This window comes from Arthrobacter sp. Y3223151 (assembly GCF_059091125.1).
The window spans coordinates 58,660-80,476 of sequence record NZ_JBNHGI010000011.1 but is presented as its reverse complement, the minus strand read 5'-3'; the positions used below and the strand labels follow the sequence as shown (position 1 = coordinate 80,476).

The following is a 21,817-nucleotide window of genomic DNA, read 5'->3' as shown; positions in this document are numbered from 1 at the left end:
AGCCGCGGGAGTCTGTGCGCGCCCGACGGCACAGCCTGGGCGATGGCGGCAGGACGGAACGGAGTCAGAACAGTACGTCCTTCTTCCCTGTGGCAGTGCGCCGCAGCCCTGGGCGACGACGGCACGACCGCGGCCGCCATCGCGCCCGGCCTTGAACGAATTGCTAGACTAAGCACCGGCCGCAGTGGCGTCCACGAGAGTGGGCACACCCTGGACACATTTGGAAACTCCGGAATTGGAGTGGACAAGTGAGTGAACAGTAGCCGGCCATCTGCCTCGGTAGCTCAGCGGATAGAGCAGGAGCCTTCTAATCTCTTGGTCGCAGGTTCGATTCCTGTCCGGGGCGCAAGTGACTCAGCCATGAGTTATATGGCATAACCAACGGCCGATGGCCGCAAGATTAATTTCGTCCCCCGCGGGCCTGTCACCGCATCCGACTCTAGTCACAAGGGTTAGTTTGAATGTTAAGGTAAAACGATATTGCAGGACCGACCGAGTCGGTTCCTTCCTCGAAGCGACACCCCGGAGACACCATGGCTGACCGTCACTCACAGGTCCAAGACAACACCTTTAGGACCAAGCTGATAACGGGGTGCACCACTCTACTGCTGTTGCTCCCCGTCAGCGGATCCCCAGCGTGGGCAGCCGACTTTGAGGCGCCTGCCGAAACGGAGTCGGCGGCCGCAGCTCCCGACGATCCAGCGGTCGGCTCTTCTGACGCAGCGCCCTCCTCGACGGCAGCACCGACGGAGCCCACTACGGCACCCACAGCCAACGAGACTTTACCGGAAGGCTCCCTGCCGGATGCGGAAAGCGTCGAAGTGCATTCCCCGGGGTTGAGTACCGGCCCTGCGGATGCAGGTGGCGCAGAAGAGGAAGCGCCTGACAATTCTAAAAACGAAGGGGATATCCCCTTCGAGGAGCTCACGCCGGAACAGCTGCACGAACTGATGTCCTCGCTCTACGGCACGCGCGGCGCAGCTATGGGCAAGGGCGAGGAACTTCGGGAGCAAAACGACGCCGCGATGAGCGAACCGAAGAGAGCTGAAAAGCTCGACGAAACGCTCGAAGAGCTGGACATCGAGCGCACAGCTGCTGTCCAAATTAAGGCGGAATCATCTGCCACAGCAGACAAGTGGCGGCCTGCCGGAATTCAGGGAATTGATGTCAGCAACTGGCAGGGCGACAACATTGATTGGGATGCCCAACAGGACAAAGGGATCAAGTTCGCCTACCTAAAAACCACGGAAGGCAACTACTACGAGGATCCGACATTCTGGGGGAACTACAGCGGCTCATACAAAGCCGGAATCATCCGCGGAGCCTATCACTTTGCCATACCGCGAATCTCAGCCACGGAGCAGGCAGACTTTATGCTCGCAAACGGAGGCGGGTGGTCAGCAGATGGAAAGACGCTTCCTCCTCTTCTGGACATCGAACACAACCCGTACGGCGTCTACGGCAACATGTGCTACAACATGACGCCGGCCAAGATCGTAGCCTGGGTCAAGCAATTCTCAGACAGGATCAAGGCCAAGACAGGGCGCCTGCCAGTGATCTACACAACTGCCGGCTGGTGGGACAAGTGCACGGGCAATAGCACGGCATTCGCCAACCATCCTCTTCATATTGCCGGATATCCCGTCGCCGGGTGGCCTGCCACTGATGCTCCCTCCCTCCCCCGTGGCTGGAAGACCTGGGACATCTGGCAGTACAGCTCGACTGGTCCTTTCATCGGCGATTCGAACGTGTGGCGCGGCAGCCTCGCACAGTTGAGGTCGTTTGCGAAGAACGCCAGCTACAAATCCGGTCCCCGGATCACCAAGTCCGTCACCACTCCCGGAACGTCCCGCCTCGCCGGGTCCGACCGCTATGCAACGTCGGTTGAAATTTCTCGCCGCTCATTCAATGCAGGCGTGGACAGCGTATTCATTGCCTCGGGGGCGGGATACGCCGACGCGCTGGCTGGTGGACCTGCGGCTTCTCACAAAGTCGGCCCGGTCCTGTTTGTGGCCAAGAACGGAATTCCAACAGTTGTCCGCAATGAACTCAACCGTCTTAGGCCCCGGACAATCTACATTCTCGGAGGCACCGGCGCCATCAGTTCCGGGGTCCAGAAATCTCTCGAAAATATCGCGTCGGTCAAGAGGATCGGCGGATCGGACCGTTACGAAACCGCCTCAAAGCTGGTCAACGAAATGTGGGACCGTTCCACGACGGTCTACGTAGCGTCCGGAGCAGATTACCCTGACGCATTGGCCGGCGGAGCCGCGGCTGCTCGGCAAGGAGCACCGGTTCTCATGACCAAGCCCAACGGACTTCCCAGCTCAACGGCTACCGCTCTGAAGCGCCTGAAGCCGGCCCGCGTTGTCATCCTGGGTGGCTCCGGAGCCGTGTCGCACACCGTCGCCCAACAAATATCGTCAGCTCTGCAATCAGCACGGGTCAGCGCCAGACAGGTGCGTTATGCCGGCTCCGACCGCTACGACACCGCTGCTAGGGTCGCACGAGGGGAGTTCCCTGCGACCCAGTGGCGGATCATGTATGCTTCGGGTTTGAACTACCCCGATGCGCTCGCCAGCGCTCCTGCTGCGGCCGTAAACGGCGCGCCGCTGCTCTTGACAAGGGCCGCATGTTCGCCTGCGCCCATCGCGAACGCCAGCAACGCGTTTGCCCAAGCCTTGCCCTACTACGGTGTCTCGCCGGTGCGGATCATTGCGGGCGGATCAGGCGTAGTGGCCACCGCTGCGCCCACCTCCCGCTGCTGAAGTGTAGCGTCGGCGCGGGTCTGTCGTAACCTGTCAAGTGACGTTGCTAAAGGAGGCTCGTGTCCCCTCTGCCAGCTTTCCGTAGGAAGTTGACTGTTACCCAGCAGCTACTGCTCGACGTCGCCCGCGAACGGGGGGTTCGTCGGCTGCTGGAACAGGTCAACGCCAAGGCAGGCGGTGACTTCGACTGCGTCCTGTACTTCGCTGACGGCCCGGACAGTGCCTATCAGGTAAGGCAATGGCTGGCTCCCCTGGCGAAGCTGGCGGAGCGCCACCGGGTAGCCGTTCTGGTCCACCGGCCAGCCACGGCCGCGGAACTGCTTCCTGATTCCCCGCTGCCGGTGTTCCTTACCAAGGGCATCGCGGAGGTGGAGGCATTCATCGAACGCGCCGGCGCCCGGATGGTGTTCTACGTCAATAACAACCGGGATAACTTCACGGTCCTCCGCCTGCCGGCTCAGGTGCACGTGCACCTGAGCCACGGGGAGAGCGACAAGGTGTCTATGGTCTCCAACCAGCTGAAGGCCTACGACTTCGCCTTCATCGCCGGCCCTGCCTCCCGGGAACGCATCCTCACCGCCCTGCAGCGGTTTGATGAGTCCCACCTGGTGGAAGTGGGACGGCCGCAACTGGACTTCGCCACTCCTGCCCCGCACACCAAGAACGACGGCGGACGCCTCACCGTTCTGTACGCCCCCACCTGGGAAGGGGACCGCCCGGCCATGGCGTACGGCTCGCTGGCCAGCCATGGACGGGAGATTGTCGGCTCCATCCTGGCTGATGCCCGCTACCGGCTGGTCTTCCGGCCGCACCCGCGGACCGGCAGCAGGCTCGCCGCCCACCGCGCCGCTCTGCACGAGATCAAAAAGATGATCGTCTCCGCGGAAAAGGCCGAGCCGGCGGGCCACCGGGTGGACACGGCTGCCGACTTCTCAGCCGCCATGGCGGAAGCGGACCTGTGCATCTGCGATATCTCGGCCATGGCCTTGGACTGGCTTCCCAGCCGGAAGCCCCTGCTCATGACAAGGCCGGCGGACCCCGGCACCCACATCGACGCACAGGGCGTGGCCGCCAAGACCACGCTCATTGACCAGTCCGAGGCCGCACGAACGCCGGCGCTGCTCGCCGAGGCCGCAGCGGCCGGAATCAGCCCCGACCAGCTGCAGCTGATCGCCCACCACTTCGGCGATACCACGCCGGGCGCGAGCACGGCGCGGTTCGTCGGCGCCGTGGGTACGATCCTCTCGGAACAGCCGGCGCCCTAGGACAGCAAGCGGTCCACCACGCGTCCGGCGGCGTTGCCGTCGTCGCGCGGGGCGTACTTGGCCACAAAATTCTTGAGCCTTAGCTCGCGCGCGGGGTCGCTCGAACGGCTCTCGTCTATCGCGTCGAAGAGTTCGCCCTCCGTCTGCGTCACGGGACCGGGCAGTTCCGTGTTGTAGTCCAGGTAGAAACCGCGCAGCGTGTCGCGGTAGTTTTCCAGGTCGTAGGCATAGAAGATGATGGGCCGCTGCAGGATGGCGTAGTCGAAGAAAACGGACGAATAGTCGGTGATGAGGACGTCGCTGGCCAGGTAAAGTTCCTGGATTTCGGGGAACTTGGAGACGTCGTAGACGCAATCGCCCGCTTCTTCCGGAATCTTCACGGCGTCGCTGACCAGCACATGCATGCGTAGCAGCAGCACGGTATCGTCGCCGAAGCGGTCTTTGAAGGCTTCCACGTCGAACGGCAGATCGAAACGGAACCGTCCCGTGCCGGTCGGCTGGTCGTCCCGGAACGTCGGAGCGTAAAGAACCACGCGTTTGCCCTCGGGGATGCCCAGCTTCCGCCGGACGGCCGCGGAGCGCTGCGCGGCGTCGGGCCGCACGAGGATATCGTTGCGGGGGTACCCCAGCTCCACGACCTCGCCGCTGTAGCGGAAGGCACTCCTGAACGCTTCCGTGGCATAGGGGCTGGGTGAAAGCAGCGTGGTCCATTGCTTCACGGCCTCGTCCACGCGTGCAATGTAGCCCGGATCCCGGCCGTGCACGGTGTCCAGGTCGTGGACCATCCGCTTGAGCGGCGTTCCGTGCCAGGTCTGGATGAAGACCCCGTCCTTCCGGCGCCGGAAGTAATGCGGGAAATTCTGATTGTTGATCCAGTACTTGGCCTTGGCCAGATACCAGTAGTAGCTCGGCGAGAGCCGCTTGACCACCTTGGTGTAGGGGTCGGGCGCCGGGAGCTTGCCTTGATAGACCCAAACCTTGCGGCGGGTGTCCCCCCTCCGCACCAGCTCTTCGTAGATATAGCGCGGACTGTCGGCGTACTGTTTTCCAAGCCCGGACTCGAACACCATCAGGTCCGTGTCCATGGGCGTCTTCGAGACCAAGGCAAACATCCGCTGCATGGCCGGGAAGTAGAAGCGGCTGCGTCGGAACCTGCCAAACAGCCGTTCGAACAGCTCCGGGTCTATGGCTTTTTTCCACCGGGGGTCAGCGGGGCGGGCTTCCGCTACCGCCTCGAAGATCCGCTGGCAGTTGCTGGTGTCCTGGAAGGTCAGGAAGCGGCGGGAGCGGGCGACGTTCGCGGGCGTGGGAGTGCAGCCGCGCCCCAGCGTGGCCTCCAACTGGTCCAGCACGGCAGACCGGGCAAAAGCAATCTCGCCCGGCAATTCCTCATCCAGGTCCAGGTGGGATCCTTGCGGTCCCAGGAAACGCTCGCGGTCAAACTGGAAGTAGTGCACCGGTTTCTCAAGAAAACTGAAGTCGAAGCCCACGCTGGAGTAGTCCGTCAGCAGGACGGCGCTTTCCTTGAGCAGGAACTGCACGTCCACCTCGCCCTGCGAGATAACACGCGCCGGTGCCCCGGAGAAGTGGTGCCGGAACCGCTGCATGTTCGGATGCAGGCAGAAGATCACCTCGGCGTCGTGCTTCTCGGCCAGGGCACGCAGTCGTTCGTCGTGGAGCAGCGCGTTCCACTCCTGGAAGTACTCCGACTCTTCGAACTCATCCGGATTCTGGAGCCAGTCCCGCCACGTGGGAATGATCAGGATCTGGTTCGGCCGCACCGACACATCGCCGGCGAAGAGCGCGTCAAACCGTGACAGGCCGGTCACCAGCACGTCCTTGGGCGGATAACCAAAGTCGCTGACGATGTATTCTTTTTCCCGCTCGGAGCTCACCATGAACAGGTCGGTGTCGAACCCGGGAGCTTTTTTGCCGTAATTCGGGACCATCCACTTGGTGCCCATCACCCCGTGCTGCAGGAACACCTTGACGCCGCCCACCGCCTTGCGGAACTGCGGGAGCCACGTGGGGTACAGGAAATCGGGATGGTGCGAGCCAATGAACCGTTCGGCCCGCAAGGCCAGCTCGAAATGTTCCTTGGAGCGGTAATTCACCACGTGGTCCAGCCCGTCCAGGTTGCGAAGGTCCGGCGACGCAGGGTCAATCACGTAGTAGGTGTCGATCTCGGGGTGTTCCCGCCGCATGTAACGGAAGAAATGCAGTCCGGTGTCTTGGGCCTTGTAAGGCCGCTCCCCCACCAGCCAGACCGGCTTGCGTTCCGTCCGGGCCTCCGGCAGCCGGCGCTTCCGGGTTTGCTCCCGCAAGAATTCGAAGGCGTCGGTATCCAGGAGTTCAACGTGGAAAGACGTGTTTTTCGCTTTGAACGTGTAGTAGGGCGTGATGGCCAGCGTCTTCTCTCCCCGCTTTTGCCATCCGGGCCGGGTGAGTTTACGCGTTACATAACGAGTGCGGCCCACACGTGCATGCTGGGGTTCGGATTCGTCTGAGGCAAATACGTCGAGCCAGGCATCCAAAATCTCGTCGCCGCCCGCCAGATCTTCATTTGAGATACTGGCCAAATTGAGCCGAGCATGCACGGTATACCGGCGCAGCCCAAACTTTCGACGACAGTATTCCTCGTCCAGCACCAGTTCTGCGCGCGATGTGTACCGGATTCCGCTCTCGCGACTAACGAGCGCCATGTCCACTGCATGGGCCCATCCGTGGCGTGTAACCAGTCTTCCCTGCAGATCAACGGTCCCGCCTTTGACGGACAGGCGATCAACATAGACGGCGTTGAAGGGCTTGAGTGGTCTGTTGATTGCTATCGACAACAAGCCATTACGATTCACATAGGCCTCAGTGCTCCCGCCACCCACTTGAACTTGATGCAGACGGCCGACAGCCGTACCGGTGAACCTGCCCAGCGTGGCCCATCCAGTCACGACCGAACTTGGTGCCACGAATCCTTCAGTCAGGGCAGTCTGAACCTCATCGTAGCTGCGTCCCCGAACAATCCCTTCCTTAAGGTCGGGCTCATCGTCGAGAACGTTGGCTACGTACTTCGGCAAATTACTGGCCGAGGATTGAAGTTGAATGTAGAGTCGCAACGTTTTGCCGGAGTCTCCCATTTGGGGCAAATTTTTGTGCGCGAGCTCCGTTAGGTTGATTTGGGCGCTATACGTGCGTGTCATGCCGAGGGGAGTGTCTGGTAATTCACTGGCCTCGGCAAGTTTGCTCCATGTGTCCTCGCTGTCCCGGCACCAGAGAGACGTGGCTCGCAGCTCCGATTGAAGCGAAAACACAATCCGCAGTCGGGTCCCCTCCTGGCTGACGTTTAACCATTTAAACTCAGGCCTTACCGGGTATCCCGGCCTCCCCGGCAGCAGGCGGGCTTTCACCATCGCGCTCCTCAGTAGCCTCATGATGTGCGAGATTCGAAGGTACTGGCAACGGGATAATATGCCGAGAGAAACGCAGCAACCAGCTTGTTTACGCGTGCAGTGTCCGAGCCTGAAGCATCTACTTCATTGAGGCAAAAAACATCCGCGTCCCGATGTGCTAGCAGTCTCAAGAGCTTTGCTTGGGCAGCCGGGTCGTCAATATCGCAGTAGCGGTAGTCGAGGCTGCCCGGGACGGCAGCGCCTAGTTCGAAGCCGTAATAATGAGACAGTGAGGAAGCAATCGACAGGTCGGATGGGCTGCGAAATCGGCTCATAGCTGTCTGACGCACGAGGTCCGGCAAACTTTGCTCTAGACGTGAGAGCGTGCTAACGCGCTGCGGATGTGCCGCGTGCTGGAACTTCAGGCACGTAGTTTTCGAAAAAAGTCTTTGGATCACTTCCCTATTGCGCTTTGCCGCACTGTCCACTGGAAGCTCGTCAACGGAGGCAGGGCTCCACCCAATGTGCTGTCCCGTCAAAAAAAATTTGGCAATGCCATTGGCATGGAAGAACAGCTCCGGGCTCACGGGCCGCCCGAAGAAGACATCGTCGTTCATATATACGTAGTGCTCGGACAACCCGTTGATGTGGTGCAATTGCGATTCGATGGCGTGCGAGTTGAAGGTCGGCAAAGCTTTAGCGGGTGTAAAAATCTCTCGATGATCCACGATCGTGATGCGGTCGTTCGACCTGTCGAGCCAGCCGGGCGCCTGACCCGCTGTCACCAGATAAACGTGATTAACCCAGGGAGCGAAGTAGTCCAATGAACGCAAGGAGAATCGCAATTCGTCCCGTGAAACGAATCTTGCGTCGTTGACCGCTGTCGTGTTGCGCTTCTCAACGTGTTCGTTGTCGAGCCATTCTCGCTTGGACCGTCGCCACTCCGCATCGCTTCCGTCGACCCATGTGTACACCACATCAATCGGGAAGTTAACCTCGGTGATCACAGGCAGGGCAGGTATGTGGGCCTCTCGGGGAACGATACTTATGCCTAGTTGAGCGTTCCCCAAAAGCCGCCCCGACACGTCCACTGCTTCAAAGATAACTGACGGCTGAAGAGGCCACGGGTCACTGAGAGAACCCAGCCGCGAGCCATCAGTGTTGACGATATAAAACTTTCCCGAACCCACAGCTGCGGAGATCACGTCTAGTGCGTGCCGCCATTCGGCCATCGGTACGTCCACAAAAGTCGCGACACCGCCAGCGTCTCTGAGGACTGCGTGGTCTACTTGTGCATGCTTCAGAGCGTTCAAGACTAACTCAGACGTCGACTTGCGGGTGTCCCAGGCAGAGAAGCGGTCGGTTGAACGGGGGATTACCCTTGCTCGTGCCGGAGCATTATTTCCCCGTCGAGACGATTTCGCAGCCCTCAGCATCGACCTAACACGCCGCTGCGGAGCTGTTTTGCCAGCCATCACATCGAAGGTGGCGTGAATCATCCCAGGCGGGAGTGCGGAAACCATTCGGCCCTTGAGTCCTCCGCGCATACGCCGCCCCTACTCCCACTACCCGGGGATTTGACCTGTCGCTGCCTCTTCATCAGTCATTGACTCTTCCAGCAGCAAATGTGCTGGCGGCTCGCCTGAGCGAGCCGTTGCGCGTATCCCCCCGTTCCGCGAAAATACAACTCACATCGACCAAGCTGTCGCACCTCATTATGTTTTCAGGAGCCGACCTTGGCAACAGCAGCCCAGCCAGCCACCGACCGACCTCCATCTGGGACTCGTGGCACATACCGTGCAGACATCCAAGGCCTGCGGGCGTTAGCAGTCGCGCTCGTTGTCATCTACCACCTCTGGCCGGGTTGGCTATCAGGTGGCTATGTAGGAGTGGACGTATTCTTCGTCATCTCGGGTTTCCTGATCACCGCTCACTTGTACAAACGACCACCTGAGAGCCTGCGCGACCTCGCCACGTTCTGGAGTCGGCGGATTCGTAGGCTGCTGCCGGCTGCGTTCTTGGTACTTCTTACAACGACTATTGCCTCAAGGGTCTTTGCTCCTCCCACGCAGTGGGAAGCGACAGCGCAGGAAGTTATCGCTTCAGCCGTGTATATGCAGAACTGGGCACTTGCTGACCGCTCGGTGGACTATCTTGCCGACGACACCGCGCCAACACCCACACAGCACTTCTGGTCGTTGTCCGTGGAGGAACAGTTTTATGCGTTCTGGCCCGTTCTTGTCCTCGCGGTGTTCTGGTTTGCGCGTCGTAGGGCGGTTGCTTGGCATGATCTCCTTCTAACCGCGGTGACTGCGGTTGTGGTCTTTTCGCTCTTGGTTTCCATTGCTGTAACGGCATCTGAACCAGGGCGGGCCTATTTCGTGACGCCAGCACGGATGTGGGAGCTTGGAATCGGCGGGCTCGTCGCCCTCGCTGCTCCGGCACTGGATGGCCGGCTGCCATTAGCATTGCGCAACGCGGTTGCCGGTGCCGGCATTGCCGCTGTCATCGCCTCAGGGAGTCTTTTTTCGGAAGCTACTCCCTTCCCTGGTTATGCTGCCTTGCTCCCGGTCCTGGGGACAGCCGTGGTTATCCTCGCAGCCGCCGAAGGCCGCTTTTCGCCCACCTTTCTATTCAACAGCCGCCCGATCCAGTGGCTCGGAAACGTTTCCTACTCGATATACCTGTGGCACTGGCCGCTAATCGTACTCATCCCCGACTCCACCGGCGCAGACTCCAATTTGCTGGACAAGGTGGTCATCCTCACGGTAACCCTGGCATTGGCCGGGCTCAGCAAGAAGTTCGTCGAGGACAGGTTTCGTTTCGCTCCGCAACGTAATTTTCGCGCTCGATCCTTCGCGATTGCTGCTACGTGCATGGCCATATTGTCGGTTGCCGGCGGCGTTCAGCTGGCCGAAGTCGGCTTTCGAAACGACCAAGCCGAAAAACAATTGGCGGCTTCTGTCACTGCAGGAGGCCCCTGCTTTGGAGCCGCAGCCATTGCAAGAGGGTTTGAAACATGCGTACCAAATCCTGACGCCCCAGTAGTGCCCGACCCAACGTTAGCCAAGGACGACAGATCCGATGCGTACGCCGATAACTGTTGGTCCAACCAACCGTTTACCAGCCGCCCCGTCTGCACCTATGGCGATGGCGATACCCAGGTTGCGTTGGTTGGCAACTCGCATGCCGGGCAGTGGCTGCCGACGCTTCAAGTACTCGCTCAGCGACACCAATGGACCATCTCCACTTTCTTGGTCTCTCGATGCAATCCGACATCTATCCTTCTGCAATTCGACACTGAAGAGAAGACAAAAAACTGCGCCGAATATGGTGACTGGGTGCTTAAGGAAACGTCGGGCAACACCTTCGATCTGGTGATCACTTCAGAGCGACAGTCAGTACCGGTGCGAGGTGAATCGTGGGACACGACAGAACAGTCCGCTGCCGCCGGGTACAAGGATTACTTGTCCCAATGGGCGGACAGCGGAGCAAACATTCTGGTAATCAAGGATCCACCTTTCCCTGGTAACACCATTGACTCGATACCGGATTGTTTGGCCGTCAACCCAGGCAGCCCTGGCAACTGCTCCGGAACACCCCAAGACTGGCATTGGATGGATCCTCTCACCAAAGCAGCGGAAGAATTAAACCATCCCAGAATCCGTACCGTGAATTTGGACCGGTACTTCTGTGACGATGGCAAATGCTTTGCCGTTATCGGATCAGTAGTAACGTACTTCGACGCATCGCATGTGACTGCAACGTACGCTGAAACACTTGCCCCTTACTTGAAGCAAACGATTCTAGAAACACTCGACAGACATGGATAGAACTCAATAAGGAAGTCTTCCCGCCAGGAGGACAACGGCGCTTAGTAACCGCTGCCCGGTCAGCCCATGTATACGCCAAGCGCTTGTCGGCATATTAGGAAATTTACCCATAGGAGTATGGCGAGATAAGCGTGTCATGACCACGATCATCAGTCATTTGGACGCGCGTTGAAGCTGGTCCACACGGAATCCCACCAGCGCTGAGCCGAAACTTCTTGCGACAGCCGGATTACTTGCTGCGCAACTAGATAAAGAACCGCGTTGAATGCGAGGAGACTGCAAGCTGCCTTCGGACCCCTACAGGCTGACCCGCTTTATGACAACGTCGGCGACCCGAGCGGACGCCCCTCCGTCGTCGTTAGGGGAGAACTGAGAAACGAATGATTTATAACGCTTGTCGTACTCTCGGCTAATGAGAGTCAAGTTATCGACTGCCCTCACAAGCTCACTTGTCGTCCGCAACAGCGGGCCAGGCGCCGAACTCTCGAAGTCGAAGTAGAAGCCGCGTGTAGAGTCCCTGTACTGCTCAAGGTCAGGCACTAAGAATAGGATTGGTTTACCTGTGACGCAGTAGTCAAACATTATCGATGAATAGTCAGTGACCAGTACGTCCGAAACATTCATCAAATCGTTCACGTCGGGGTAATCAGAGACGTCAATCATCCCCGGCACGTCACGGCGCCGGGAAGAATTCGCCGTATTGCTATGACCCCGAAGTAGGATTGTGGTTGACTCGCCCAACTTCTGGCGTACTTGATCGAAATCCAAATGCGACACCAAAGCATAATGATTGGAGGAAGTCTTCACGTTGTCTCGCCAAGTGGGCGCATATAGCACTACGCGGTTACCCTCAGGCACTCCAATTGCCCGCCTTAGCTCAGTCAGTCGCTCCTGAGGCTTCTGAACGGCAAGGGCATCGTTCCTGGGATAACCCATATTCAACACCTCGCCCTCATAACCAAAAGCTAAAGGAAGAACCTTCTCAGCGAAATCATTTTGTGCAAGCAAGGTATTCCAGTACTGCGCTTCTCGCCTCATCAACTGACGGTACGAGATCGACAAATTCGCACTAGGTACGTCGTTGCCAATCTTCTTCAAAGGCGTACCGTGCCATACCTGCAAATAATATTGATCGGGGCTTTTTCGAAAATACGAGGGAAAGTTATTGTTGTTCACGAGCACACGGGCCGAGTGTAGAACGTTATGGTATTCACGGGAATGAACAACAATGGGCGTTGCCCCTTCGGGTATCGGCGTAGAAAAATCTCGCACAGCCCAGTACATGGTGAAGCCTGTCTCACGCTTTACTAATTCATCGTACAGAGACCTCGATGAGTCATTCGCATACCTACCACCAAAGCTCTCGAACAGCATCGCGTCATCAGGGCGGCTAGTCCGTGTCGGGCGATTAGTCTGCAGCCTCCGCTGATTGAACCGCCCTCGTTCCTCATTGGAAAGAGGAGGGAACACGTTGAGCCATAACGCGGCGGCCCGCTCAGTTCGGGACAGACGGACTCTAACCCTCTGAGAAAGTGCTTCGTACGGCAACTTTTGTTGCAGAGAATCGGAAACGGGAACCCACATCGAGTTCTCCAGGGATCCATCGGGCTCGGTTCCTGCGCGCAACGAATAGCCGCCTGGGCCAACTATCGTCGATTCACCGCTCCACTTCTTCTCAGTCAGTGAGAAAATAGCAGAGAACTTAGTTGATGATTCGTCATACGAGACCTCGGAGGGCACAATCATCCCATCCGTTGATTCCAAAAAGAGATTCAATGGGACGGAAGGAGGCATTACGGCCGTTCCTGAAATGGAAAGGTTCTCGTTCCAAGAGTCGAAGCGAACGTCATTTACGATCACTCTCTGGGCTCTTTCTGACAAGCGAACAAAACCATTCCCGGTTAGTTCGGCCCGAAGGAGACCATTTTGTGGTGAGGCTGAGTCGAGACTATCGGTACCCCCGCAAAATTGTATTACCGAATGGGCGTTATCGTGAGATAAACGCACTTCCCACGTCAACTCCTTCTTAGGGGCCAGCTCGAAGGGCAGCTCCGGGAGGGCCAGGGAGAAATAATCTACTGATCCCCGGCTAGAGACTGGCGTCGCCGAGATCATTAGCCCTGTATCTCGTTGACGCGCCAGCAGAGATCTCGTTGCCCCCGAAGGAATACCTTCAACTTCTAGATTGAACCTTCGTCCTGACAGCTCCATCGCGCGAGCTACTGGAACAGCCCGTGGAACTGAGAGTATGAAGCCGTCACCGGCATCCCACCGCATGGCGAGCCGGCGACCGTCGATCAGCGGCCCGTGCAGGAATCGCCCAGCCGAGCCGCGGGTATCCCTAGATAGGAACACGTCGCTACGGACGATGCCGGCTACTTCAACTGTTAGCTCGACACGCCACGCCGTTTCCTCCGTGGAAGAATTCGCCCGATCCACGAGCAGCCGGGGGTCGACGCGAAGGATAAACGCGGAGCTGCTATACGAGTTATAGGCATCCATGCCATAAGCGTCTAGGGAAGGATTGTGGACGGGCTCAACAGACAGGGTGATCGCGTCGTCAGCGCTGATGAGACGGGCATTCACGGTGGATTCATGCCGATCATTACCCAGACCAGCTATGTAGGCATAGCCTTCGATGATCAACTCGTCGTTGCTTGCCCACTGCGCTTGCAGCAACTTGGAAACTAACCTTAGGCCCTTCTCACTAACGGCCAAGTCAGTAGGCGTCAGCTTAAACGACAACTCGGCCAAATAGTCCACGTCGGCAATGAATTTGCAGCCATGCCGTTGCAGGCTATAACCCGATCCAAGTTCTTGTTGCCGAGCGAGAACAGTCTCAACATCATTACGTGTACCCCATAGCACGCTATAAGCAAGCAGCCGATACGAGATCGGAACCATCGACCAGGATTCCTCGTCCATTTTGTCGGCGAGGGATCTAACACCGGTCCGCAGTGTTTTCCAGTACTCCTGACCTGTTCGTGGGATCTGCTCGTAATAAGAAACGAGGTCGAAACCGATGGCTTTTGCCCGCCAAGAACGCACCACCGCTTCTTCTGCATTTGCGCCTATTATCGAGCCGACGCGTTGCTTGACTTGAAGGCGGTCGAACAAGTCATCGATGTTTGCCTTTTGTTGCGTTATGGATGAACCATCGCTCCTTATCAACCAGTTATAAACGACTCGTTGAAGGACATCGAATGACTTGGAGGAGGTATACGCTCTGGCGGTGGGCTCTTGATCCTCATAACGAATCCCCTCAGGAAAGACGCCTATATTCTGGTCCCAGAAATCACGGCGGAACAATTTATTGCAAGAAAAAACGTCCTGCAAGATGTCTGGATCGTCGGCGAGAGACAATTTGAGACGGTCTACTCTGTGAACGTGTTGTGCCCACCCAGGGACCCAGGTACGCTCCCCCTGTTGACGTTGAATATTCCCTATAACGAAGTCCGAACCTGTCGAGTACAGCGTGCGGGCCATGACCGAATAAGCCCCGGGCAAAATGGAGTCATCTGAATCCACAAAAGTCAGATAATCACCGGTTGCTGATTTGATTCCCGTATTTCTAGCAGCACCCAGACCAGCATTAGCTTTTCGTATAACTTTGACCCTAGGATCCCAGCGTGCAAATCCTCGCGCAATGCGACTGGTGCCATCCGACGATCCATCGTCGACAACAATGATTTCTAGATAGGGATAGTCTTGACGGATAATACTGTTGAGGCAATCGGCTAGGTAGGCCTCTACGTTATACGCCGGAACGACGACGCTAATCTTTCCCAGATCCGCGATTGGGTGGACCAGCCGTCGCTTGATGCGTGCAAGAAGTGCAGGATGAAGGCGGGATCGCAGTTTAGCCGACCATGCTGCTGGTATTGGGGAGCGGGCGCCCCTGGTTGCAGCTGCTAGATACTTCCCCAGCGCTTCTATTCTGGGCGCGCTCCCGGCCCCAATCTTGGAGATTGTTTGACTCCCAATGTGCATACTTTTCTTCATGCCTAAACTAACTCCATAACCGTGACCGGCATTTCGACCGGTTTGCGCGAATGGCGAACTGACAACGCGTCGCCGCGACTACCTATTGATAAGCCGTGCGGTGTACGACTTTAGAAAAGACGTGACACGGCCCTGCTCGTTGCTAGGCTCAAAATGGGAGCGCGGGAAAGCGTCCTCCAATGCACCAAAGTCGAACTTCGTCCTCGGAAGCCTGGCTTCCGCTGCTAAAGCAGTGATGTCCAAGCCACTAACTGCATTGACTGCTATTGTGTGCTCGGCTACTTGAGAGCGCTCAAGAACGGTGAAAAAATCCTCAAACTTAAAGGTGTCCCCGGCTAGCTTTGAATCCTCTATTCTCAGCCAAAGCCAAGGGACACCATACGCCTGGGCAACAATCAGTCCATGGAGCGACGTAGAGATGACCGCTGGCGCATTAGCAATCTCTGTGACCACAGTTTGAGCATCTCTTTCAACCTCCAACAATCGATAACCATCCGCCGCTCCTTGCTCGAAATGCCCTCTGTGCAGATAGTGGGGTATTAGGGCCGGGACTCCGAAAGGCTCCCGTGGGGCGTTGAAGTATCTGGGCAGTAGCAAAGCAGGATCGCCAAAAACTCGAGGAACATCCCAGCCCAACTTGTCCCTCAATTCCTTGTAGGTCTTCCAACCCCGGACAGCGTGGACCCGCTTCGGCTCTCGGTCTTTCAATCTCGCGATGCTCTTCTCATGCAACGGAGCAATAAGCCCGGATCCCCACACGTCTAGCCCACCCTTCTCCATAAGATTCAGAACTGATCCAACAGATACAATTCCACTTGGGGACTCCGGGCGATCTTTGATGTTGAACGGGCGAGAGCCTGTCATCAGATTTATTAACCAGGGACCGATAAGATCACCAAAATTTGTCCGCCCCTCCCACCAATATACCGGCAGGGACTCGTTGGAAGGCCCCGATACATCGGTAAGACGAGGTTTCTGGGCCACGCGCCTCCTCATGTATGCCCAGTTGATCTGGTCGACTATATGGCGAGCAATGACGGCATCGCCCGCGCTCACGTTCCAATCTCCAAGCACATGATGCTTTGACCCAAGCTTAACGCAAGGGCGAGGTGCAGCGATGCTCTGCACTATTGATGCAGATTTCTCGTCTCGGCCCACCATCTTGAGCTTCACTCTGGAGGCATCTACAGTGATATCGAAGCCGATTCGCGCACCCTCCCAATTGAAATCGTAGACCAGGCACTGATCGTTATAGAACCATACCCGAGTTGGCTTCTCTAACAACATGGCATAGGCATCAACACTGTCTTTTATTCCTGGAAGTTCCGCGCCGGCGTCTTCTATCCCAGCACTATCAGAAGTTTTGATGCTACGGTCAAACGCTTGTTTCAGCTCTTCATCGAGTATATGGATTGATCTGTCAACTGCAGTCACATGCGTTCGACTTCTCTTCCAATTTGAATTTATGCCCATAAAATGCCTATGAACAATGCTTTCCGTTGCTTGGTTATCAACTCCTTCGACCCAGTGCGTCTTCCACTGCCGAGCACTGCTGGCCCGTGCCGGGCTGAGAATCCACTTTTTTGTCGAGGCGCCCCGCCTCTTGTCGAAGTATAAGAAGTCGCTGTGCCTGGGAACACGGTTGAGAGGACCGCCCGCAGTTTCAATCCATTTTCCCCGGAAGGTCAAGACAGGAGCATCCGACATATCCAACAGGTCGAAGGCCGACACATGATTCTTTGTAATGAGTAGCTCGTCTATATCGGCACTGATTACACCGTGGGCTTCTGAAAGGAACCTATTTCTGGCGTGCTGGAGAATACCGTACTCACAAAAGTCAGAGTCCCAGGGGGCACCCTTAAGCCCCTCCCAATCTCCTCCCTGAGGCCCGAATGTGTAGGGCCAATTCACTACGACTGCCGCTTCCAGGGCTGCAATATCAGACACACTCTCAAGTACGTCATGTACGGCATAGCGATCAGAGCCATTGTCATATAGGAGAACGGCATCAACGCCATGTTCTTGCACGTGAAAGTCCACCCAATCACGAATCCATTGGAGATCATTGTTGCGTGACTTCGTGAGAAGTACTCTTCGGCCCTTGAAAACGTCAGAATGGTCGCTGCCGATAGATGCGCTCAGGACATGTTCTTTGACTCGAAAGCTAATGGTACTCGCATCGAGCTTTGCTCCTCTTACGAATGAGTCCTGAGTCCGGTCAAGGTCTGAGAATACCGGCTGGATCCTATCTCCTTGACCTGGGACGCCGGCCTCCTCCAAAAGTGGCAACAAGTTGAGGAGCGGCGGGCCGGAAAGAACAACCTTCTCCTCTCGCCGGAATACATCATAAAAGAGCGTCGAGCTGTCGAAGTTCTCCAGATAATTCGGCTGACGCTGATGCGGAGGGCGTGGCGGATTCCTGCGAAGTCCCTTCGGCAGGATGACTGGGGAAGGTTGAACTATCATCCGTACGTTCTTGTCATCAATCATGACATATTACCGCCTTCCATTGCGCCATCATGACCATTCACTGGATCCCCCAGAGCCTGTTTTGCGGAAGTTGACCCAAGCAATTTCGGATTGCCATCAACGACTGATTCGAACTCGCGCAATGCAACGGCGTTATATGCAGCTGGATCGAAATGAGGCGTGGGAACTTCTCCGTGAACGAACTTCATCATTCCAGCAGCTAGAGAGTCGTCATCATCCTCAACAATCAGACCTTGTCCCGTGCTAACAACACTGTGTACTACATTGAAGCGAGTTGTTACAACCGGCAGACCTAAAATCATCGCCTCAATCAAGGCTAGGCCCTGGCCTTCATAGCTACTTGAGAACACGAAGCAATCAGCTTGCCGCATTATGGGGAAAGGATTCTCGAAGTAGCCCGCGAGCACCACATTCTCCTGTAAATGAAGGGAATCTATAAGCATGCCGAGTTCACTTCGCAACGGACCATCACCGACGACGACTAGTTTCGCTTTGGGATACCTGTCGACGACTTTTGACATAGCGCGGATCATACGCGCGTGATTCTTTTCCGGCGAAAGTCGCCCAACTGAAACGAACTTCGGAAACCCTTCGGGAAACTCGAAGTCAACATACTGGTCTGCCCCACGAAGGACTCCTTCAGCGTCTATGAGATTCCTAGCCGCGACAAAAGCCTCAGGTCTTGCATATCGAGCCATTTTGTTACGATTGATAGAGTTCAAAGCCTCGGTGACAGATACTATGCGATCAAACTTAGAATAAAACGAAAATGTTGATGTTAGGTTCGCAAGGTGTGGCTTAGCGCCAGAAATGGTCCTGTGTGCATCCTGAACGAGATCATTGTGGGCCCAGATGATCCGGGTCTTCGCTCCGCTTTGAAGCAACAGCATCGGCCAAAAGGCGGAATATCCATCAAAGGCCATGACGGCGTCAAATTGCACGTCGCCAAAACATCTTTTCCATTCCATGGAAAACAACTGCTCTTGGCGGCGAAAGTTAACGTTTTTAGCCGAGAGTCCGCCAGCCTTCATGAATCGCCTGTACTCGCGGCGTTCTGGTATCTGCTTTGCCATCTCACCTACGCGAGGAAGGAGCCGCGCTCTTGAATCAATCTGTAGTGACTTGCTTATCTTGATGGGATCCTTCGTATGCGGAAACAGAACAGAAACGTCATAGCGCGAATAATCGATTTGTTTGAGTAAGTTCAGTGCTGCTGTTGTGATTCCATTCGGTACAAGCGATCCAATATGGATTAGAATCCGCTGCTTGTTGGTCTGGAAATCCGATACAACCGCGTAACCGCTCCGCTGATCTCTGAAAACGATGTCCACCACACTCCTACTGGCGTTATCCGCCTGGGAGGACAAATATTTCTCTTTCCACGCCCTACGTTCTCGGGCATAAGAATCGGGATTCGTGGTCTGAGGTTCCACCAATTTGCTGATCCAACGTGCTGCCTCTTGCGCCGAATCTACAACCGGCCCCGGCCACTGATTAGGCGCAACATACACGCCTCTCTGCTCCTCGTATTCCCTCATATTACGCGTAAGAAAAACAATGGGTCGCTCGGTCTGAAGGTAATCGAAAAATACGCTGGAGTAATCCGTAACCAAAAGATCTGTAACAGCGAGTATCTGATTCGTTGGAAGATAGTTAGGGACAACCCGACGTTTCAAACTGTCCGTCATTACAGCGCGACGATAAACGAGTTGATGCACCTTCAACAGAACTTGGAAGTCTTCATTCTCCAGAGAGCGGTCCAGTTCATCCAGCACCTCTACTAGTTCATCAACCGTTTGATCCACTTCATAGGGATTCGTTCCCGTCCATGTCGGGGCATAGAGGACTGTCTTGCGGGCGGGATCGAGCGTCACGCCTGCTTGTTGAAGCTGATCCTTTATGTCGTCGATGCCCCGAGGAGTGGGATTCTGACGGTCAAGCCGCGGCTGGCCTTGCTCTATAATCTCACCACGGAATATTCCGCTTAACTTGTAAGCACGACGATACATTGACTCAGTCATGAACGAGTTGGCCGATAATAGGTAGTCAGCCGAAAGGAAGTTTCGGATCACATTCCTTGTGTCCGGACCGCCGTTTGGGATGTCATAACCCATCCGTTTGATGGGGATTCCATGCCAAGTATTAAGATATGTTTGGCCCTCGCGCTTTGCAAATTCTGGGGGGAAAGTTGAGTTGTTGATAAGATATCCCGCAGTTGCAAGGTATCTGAAGTACTTCCTGGAACGGTACTTCACAAATTGGACGCGCTTATCGGCTCGATACTTATGCATGGAAGGTGCATAGGACGCGTAGTCGCTTATGACCCATACATGCTTCAGATGCTGCTGGTCGTCTGCCTTCAGGAGCTCTTGAAAAATCGCCTCCGGGTTGCAAAGCATTCCGTTTCCATCGAATGACTCATACAGCACTGTAGCCGCATCCACGGGCGCTAGGCGCGCGCGTGCAACAACGTGGTCCAGCCAGATTCTTCCTATACGGTGCCGGATCTTTCGTAACTTCACAACCGTATGCATGACTATCTGCCCAACCAATCACTCTTGGAGTACGCGGGCGTTGCGCAATTTTCAGGTTGGCACGCCCGTACATCGTAAAATTTCAGCTAAGTTCTTTAACTATCTGGCTGATACTATCCAGCGTCCGTTTCAGCTCTTCAACGTGTCTCTCATCGAACGCACTCAGGACGCGCTTCATTTCTGTTGTGGATATACCAGAGGTGCGCGGGAGGTAGACGACTTCAACGCGGTCGTGGAGATCATCAAATTTCCCTTCCCAGTCGGCACCGATTCCAAAAACATCGACATCGTACTTCTCGATGTCGATCCTTTTTTGATCCCAGCTTTCCTCTGCCATTGCGATGTCTACGTATCGGATGGAGCGGACAATTTCAATTCTTTGCTCGAAGGGTACAACCGGCTTCTTTCCCTTGACCGCATTGAACTCGTCTGTCGAGACACCGACTATCAGGCGGTCGCCCAGACTGCTTAGTCGCTTCAAAATGTTCAAATGGCCAATGTGGAATAGGTCAAATGTCCCATACGTCAGGACGGTTTTAACCATTTGACAACCTCGAGTTTCATAGATGTTGTGTTCTTGTCCATCTTCCAGTCTAATGGCCAGGCGCAGTGCAAGGCCGCAGGGCGGCCTGATGTGTCCCTCAAATCACAGGCCAGCGTCCATTGAGACCCATCCTAACGAGGGTAGACCACTTGAGCTTTGGAGTCGGGCCGCCGACCCACGGATTTTGAGCCCACCCGGCAATCCATCCAGCACACCACGGTTTTACGGATTTAACATCGCGCAAGGACCTGACCATTTGGACCCCGGTCCAAGCGAAGACATACAACCAACTGAATGGCCATCGCAGATTTCGGCGGGCCAACCAAACCCTATTTCTGGCATTCAAGCGGTGGAACGCTCGGTGTCGACGGGGATCGATGACGGGGTGTCCAGCCCTAAGATCTCCGGCATACCAGGTGCGAAAGCCAGTGTCCCAAACGCGCCAAGCAAATTCAATGCCCTCGTGGGCATACCAGAATGTCGATGGCCAACCCGGTGTTTTATCGAATACGTCCCGACGAATGACGATCGCCATTTCTACTACGGAGAAGACATTGCTGGAGTGGTAAGGGCTTCCTTTGCGCAGCCTGGGAATCCATCGTTGCGGGGCATCGGGATTCTCGGGATCTTCGATCCGAGGCTGGATCATTCCGATGTCAGGCAGTTCCTTGAACAGCTTGGCGCAAAGGGCAAGAAAATCGTCGTCGAGCAGCCAAGCGTCGTCGTCGAGGAAGAAGAGGTACTCCCCTTCTACATGCGACACGCCGGCGTTCCGCCCGGCGGGGATGCCGATGTTCTCCTCGATATGCAGCGTTTTGAAATCGGCCGGCACGCCTTCCGGGTCCCAGCCATTGCCCACTACTACGACATCCAGTTTTACCCCTTGCTGGCGTTGCAACGATGCACATCCGCGTTGCAACTCAGCGGGTCGAGTTCCTTGCGTCAGGATGACAACACCGAAGGTGGGCTCCTGTGCACTCATTTCTTGTTGCATCCCG

10 protein-coding genes and 1 tRNA gene are annotated in these 21,817 nt (G+C 56.2%); 4 read left to right on the top strand and 7 right to left on the bottom strand.

The features are described from left to right. Positions 1-273 precede the first annotated feature (273 nt). From AC5RUP_RS14175 to AC5RUP_RS14165, 3 genes are all read left to right on the top strand, one after another. A tRNA-Arg gene (locus AC5RUP_RS14175) sits at positions 274-346 on the top strand. Positions 347-836: 490 nt separating this feature from the next. Next, on the top strand, positions 837-2,768 hold the full coding sequence (locus AC5RUP_RS14170) for a cell wall-binding repeat-containing protein (RefSeq protein ID WP_494153176.1): 1,932 nt from the start codon (positions 837-839) through the stop codon (positions 2,766-2,768). A gap of 89 nt (positions 2,769-2,857) precedes the next feature. Further along, positions 2,858-4,033, top strand: a complete 1,176-nt coding sequence (locus AC5RUP_RS14165) for a CDP-glycerol glycerophosphotransferase family protein (protein WP_494153177.1) — start codon at positions 2,858-2,860, stop codon at positions 4,031-4,033. Here AC5RUP_RS14165 and AC5RUP_RS14160 read toward each other — a convergent pair. After that, positions 4,030-7,164, bottom strand: a complete 3,135-nt coding sequence (locus AC5RUP_RS14160) for a CDP-glycerol glycerophosphotransferase family protein (RefSeq protein WP_494158671.1) — start codon at positions 7,162-7,164, stop codon at positions 4,030-4,032. The genes AC5RUP_RS14165 and AC5RUP_RS14160 overlap by 4 nt on opposite strands. Positions 7,165-7,454: 290 nt before the next feature. Then, positions 7,455-8,648 (bottom strand): Stealth CR1 domain-containing protein, encoded by a 1,194-nt coding sequence (locus tag AC5RUP_RS14155; RefSeq protein WP_494153179.1) that lies wholly within the window; start codon positions 8,646-8,648, stop codon positions 7,455-7,457. Between the two features lie 504 nt (positions 8,649-9,152). Between AC5RUP_RS14155 and AC5RUP_RS14150 the strand changes: the two genes are divergently transcribed. Continuing rightward, positions 9,153-11,249, top strand: a complete 2,097-nt coding sequence (locus AC5RUP_RS14150; protein WP_494153180.1) for an acyltransferase family protein — start codon at positions 9,153-9,155, stop codon at positions 11,247-11,249. 297 nt (positions 11,250-11,546) lie between these two features. Here the strand turns inward: AC5RUP_RS14150 and AC5RUP_RS14145 are convergent, their stop codons facing one another. The 5 genes from AC5RUP_RS14145 to AC5RUP_RS14125 all read right to left on the bottom strand — a co-directional run bounded on the left by AC5RUP_RS14145 (position 11,547) and on the right by AC5RUP_RS14125 (position 21,813). Further along, a complete protein-coding gene (locus tag AC5RUP_RS14145; RefSeq protein ID WP_494153181.1) occupies positions 11,547-15,251 on the bottom strand; it encodes a bifunctional glycosyltransferase/CDP-glycerol:glycerophosphate glycerophosphotransferase in 3,705 nt (1,234 codons plus the stop codon). Positions 15,252-15,329: 78 nt separating this feature from the next. Continuing rightward, complete coding sequence (locus AC5RUP_RS14140; RefSeq protein ID WP_494153182.1) at positions 15,330-17,741, bottom strand: polysaccharide pyruvyl transferase family protein; 2,412 nt, start codon at positions 17,739-17,741, stop codon at positions 15,330-15,332. Continuing rightward, positions 17,738-20,275, bottom strand: coding sequence for a CDP-glycerol glycerophosphotransferase family protein (locus AC5RUP_RS14135; protein ID WP_494153183.1), 2,538 nt, complete (start codon positions 20,273-20,275; stop codon positions 17,738-17,740). Before AC5RUP_RS14135 ends, AC5RUP_RS14140 begins: the two co-directional genes overlap by 4 nt. A gap of 82 nt (positions 20,276-20,357) precedes the next feature. Beyond that, the gene (locus AC5RUP_RS14130) at positions 20,358-20,819 is read right to left on the bottom strand and encodes an FAD synthase family protein (RefSeq protein ID WP_494153184.1); all 462 of its coding nucleotides are present in this window, start codon (positions 20,817-20,819) and stop codon (positions 20,358-20,360) included. 97 nt (positions 20,820-20,916) lie between these two features. Beyond that, complete coding sequence (locus AC5RUP_RS14125; RefSeq protein ID WP_494153205.1) at positions 20,917-21,813, bottom strand: glycosyltransferase family 2 protein; 897 nt, start codon at positions 21,811-21,813, stop codon at positions 20,917-20,919. Positions 21,814-21,817 lie beyond the last annotated feature (4 nt).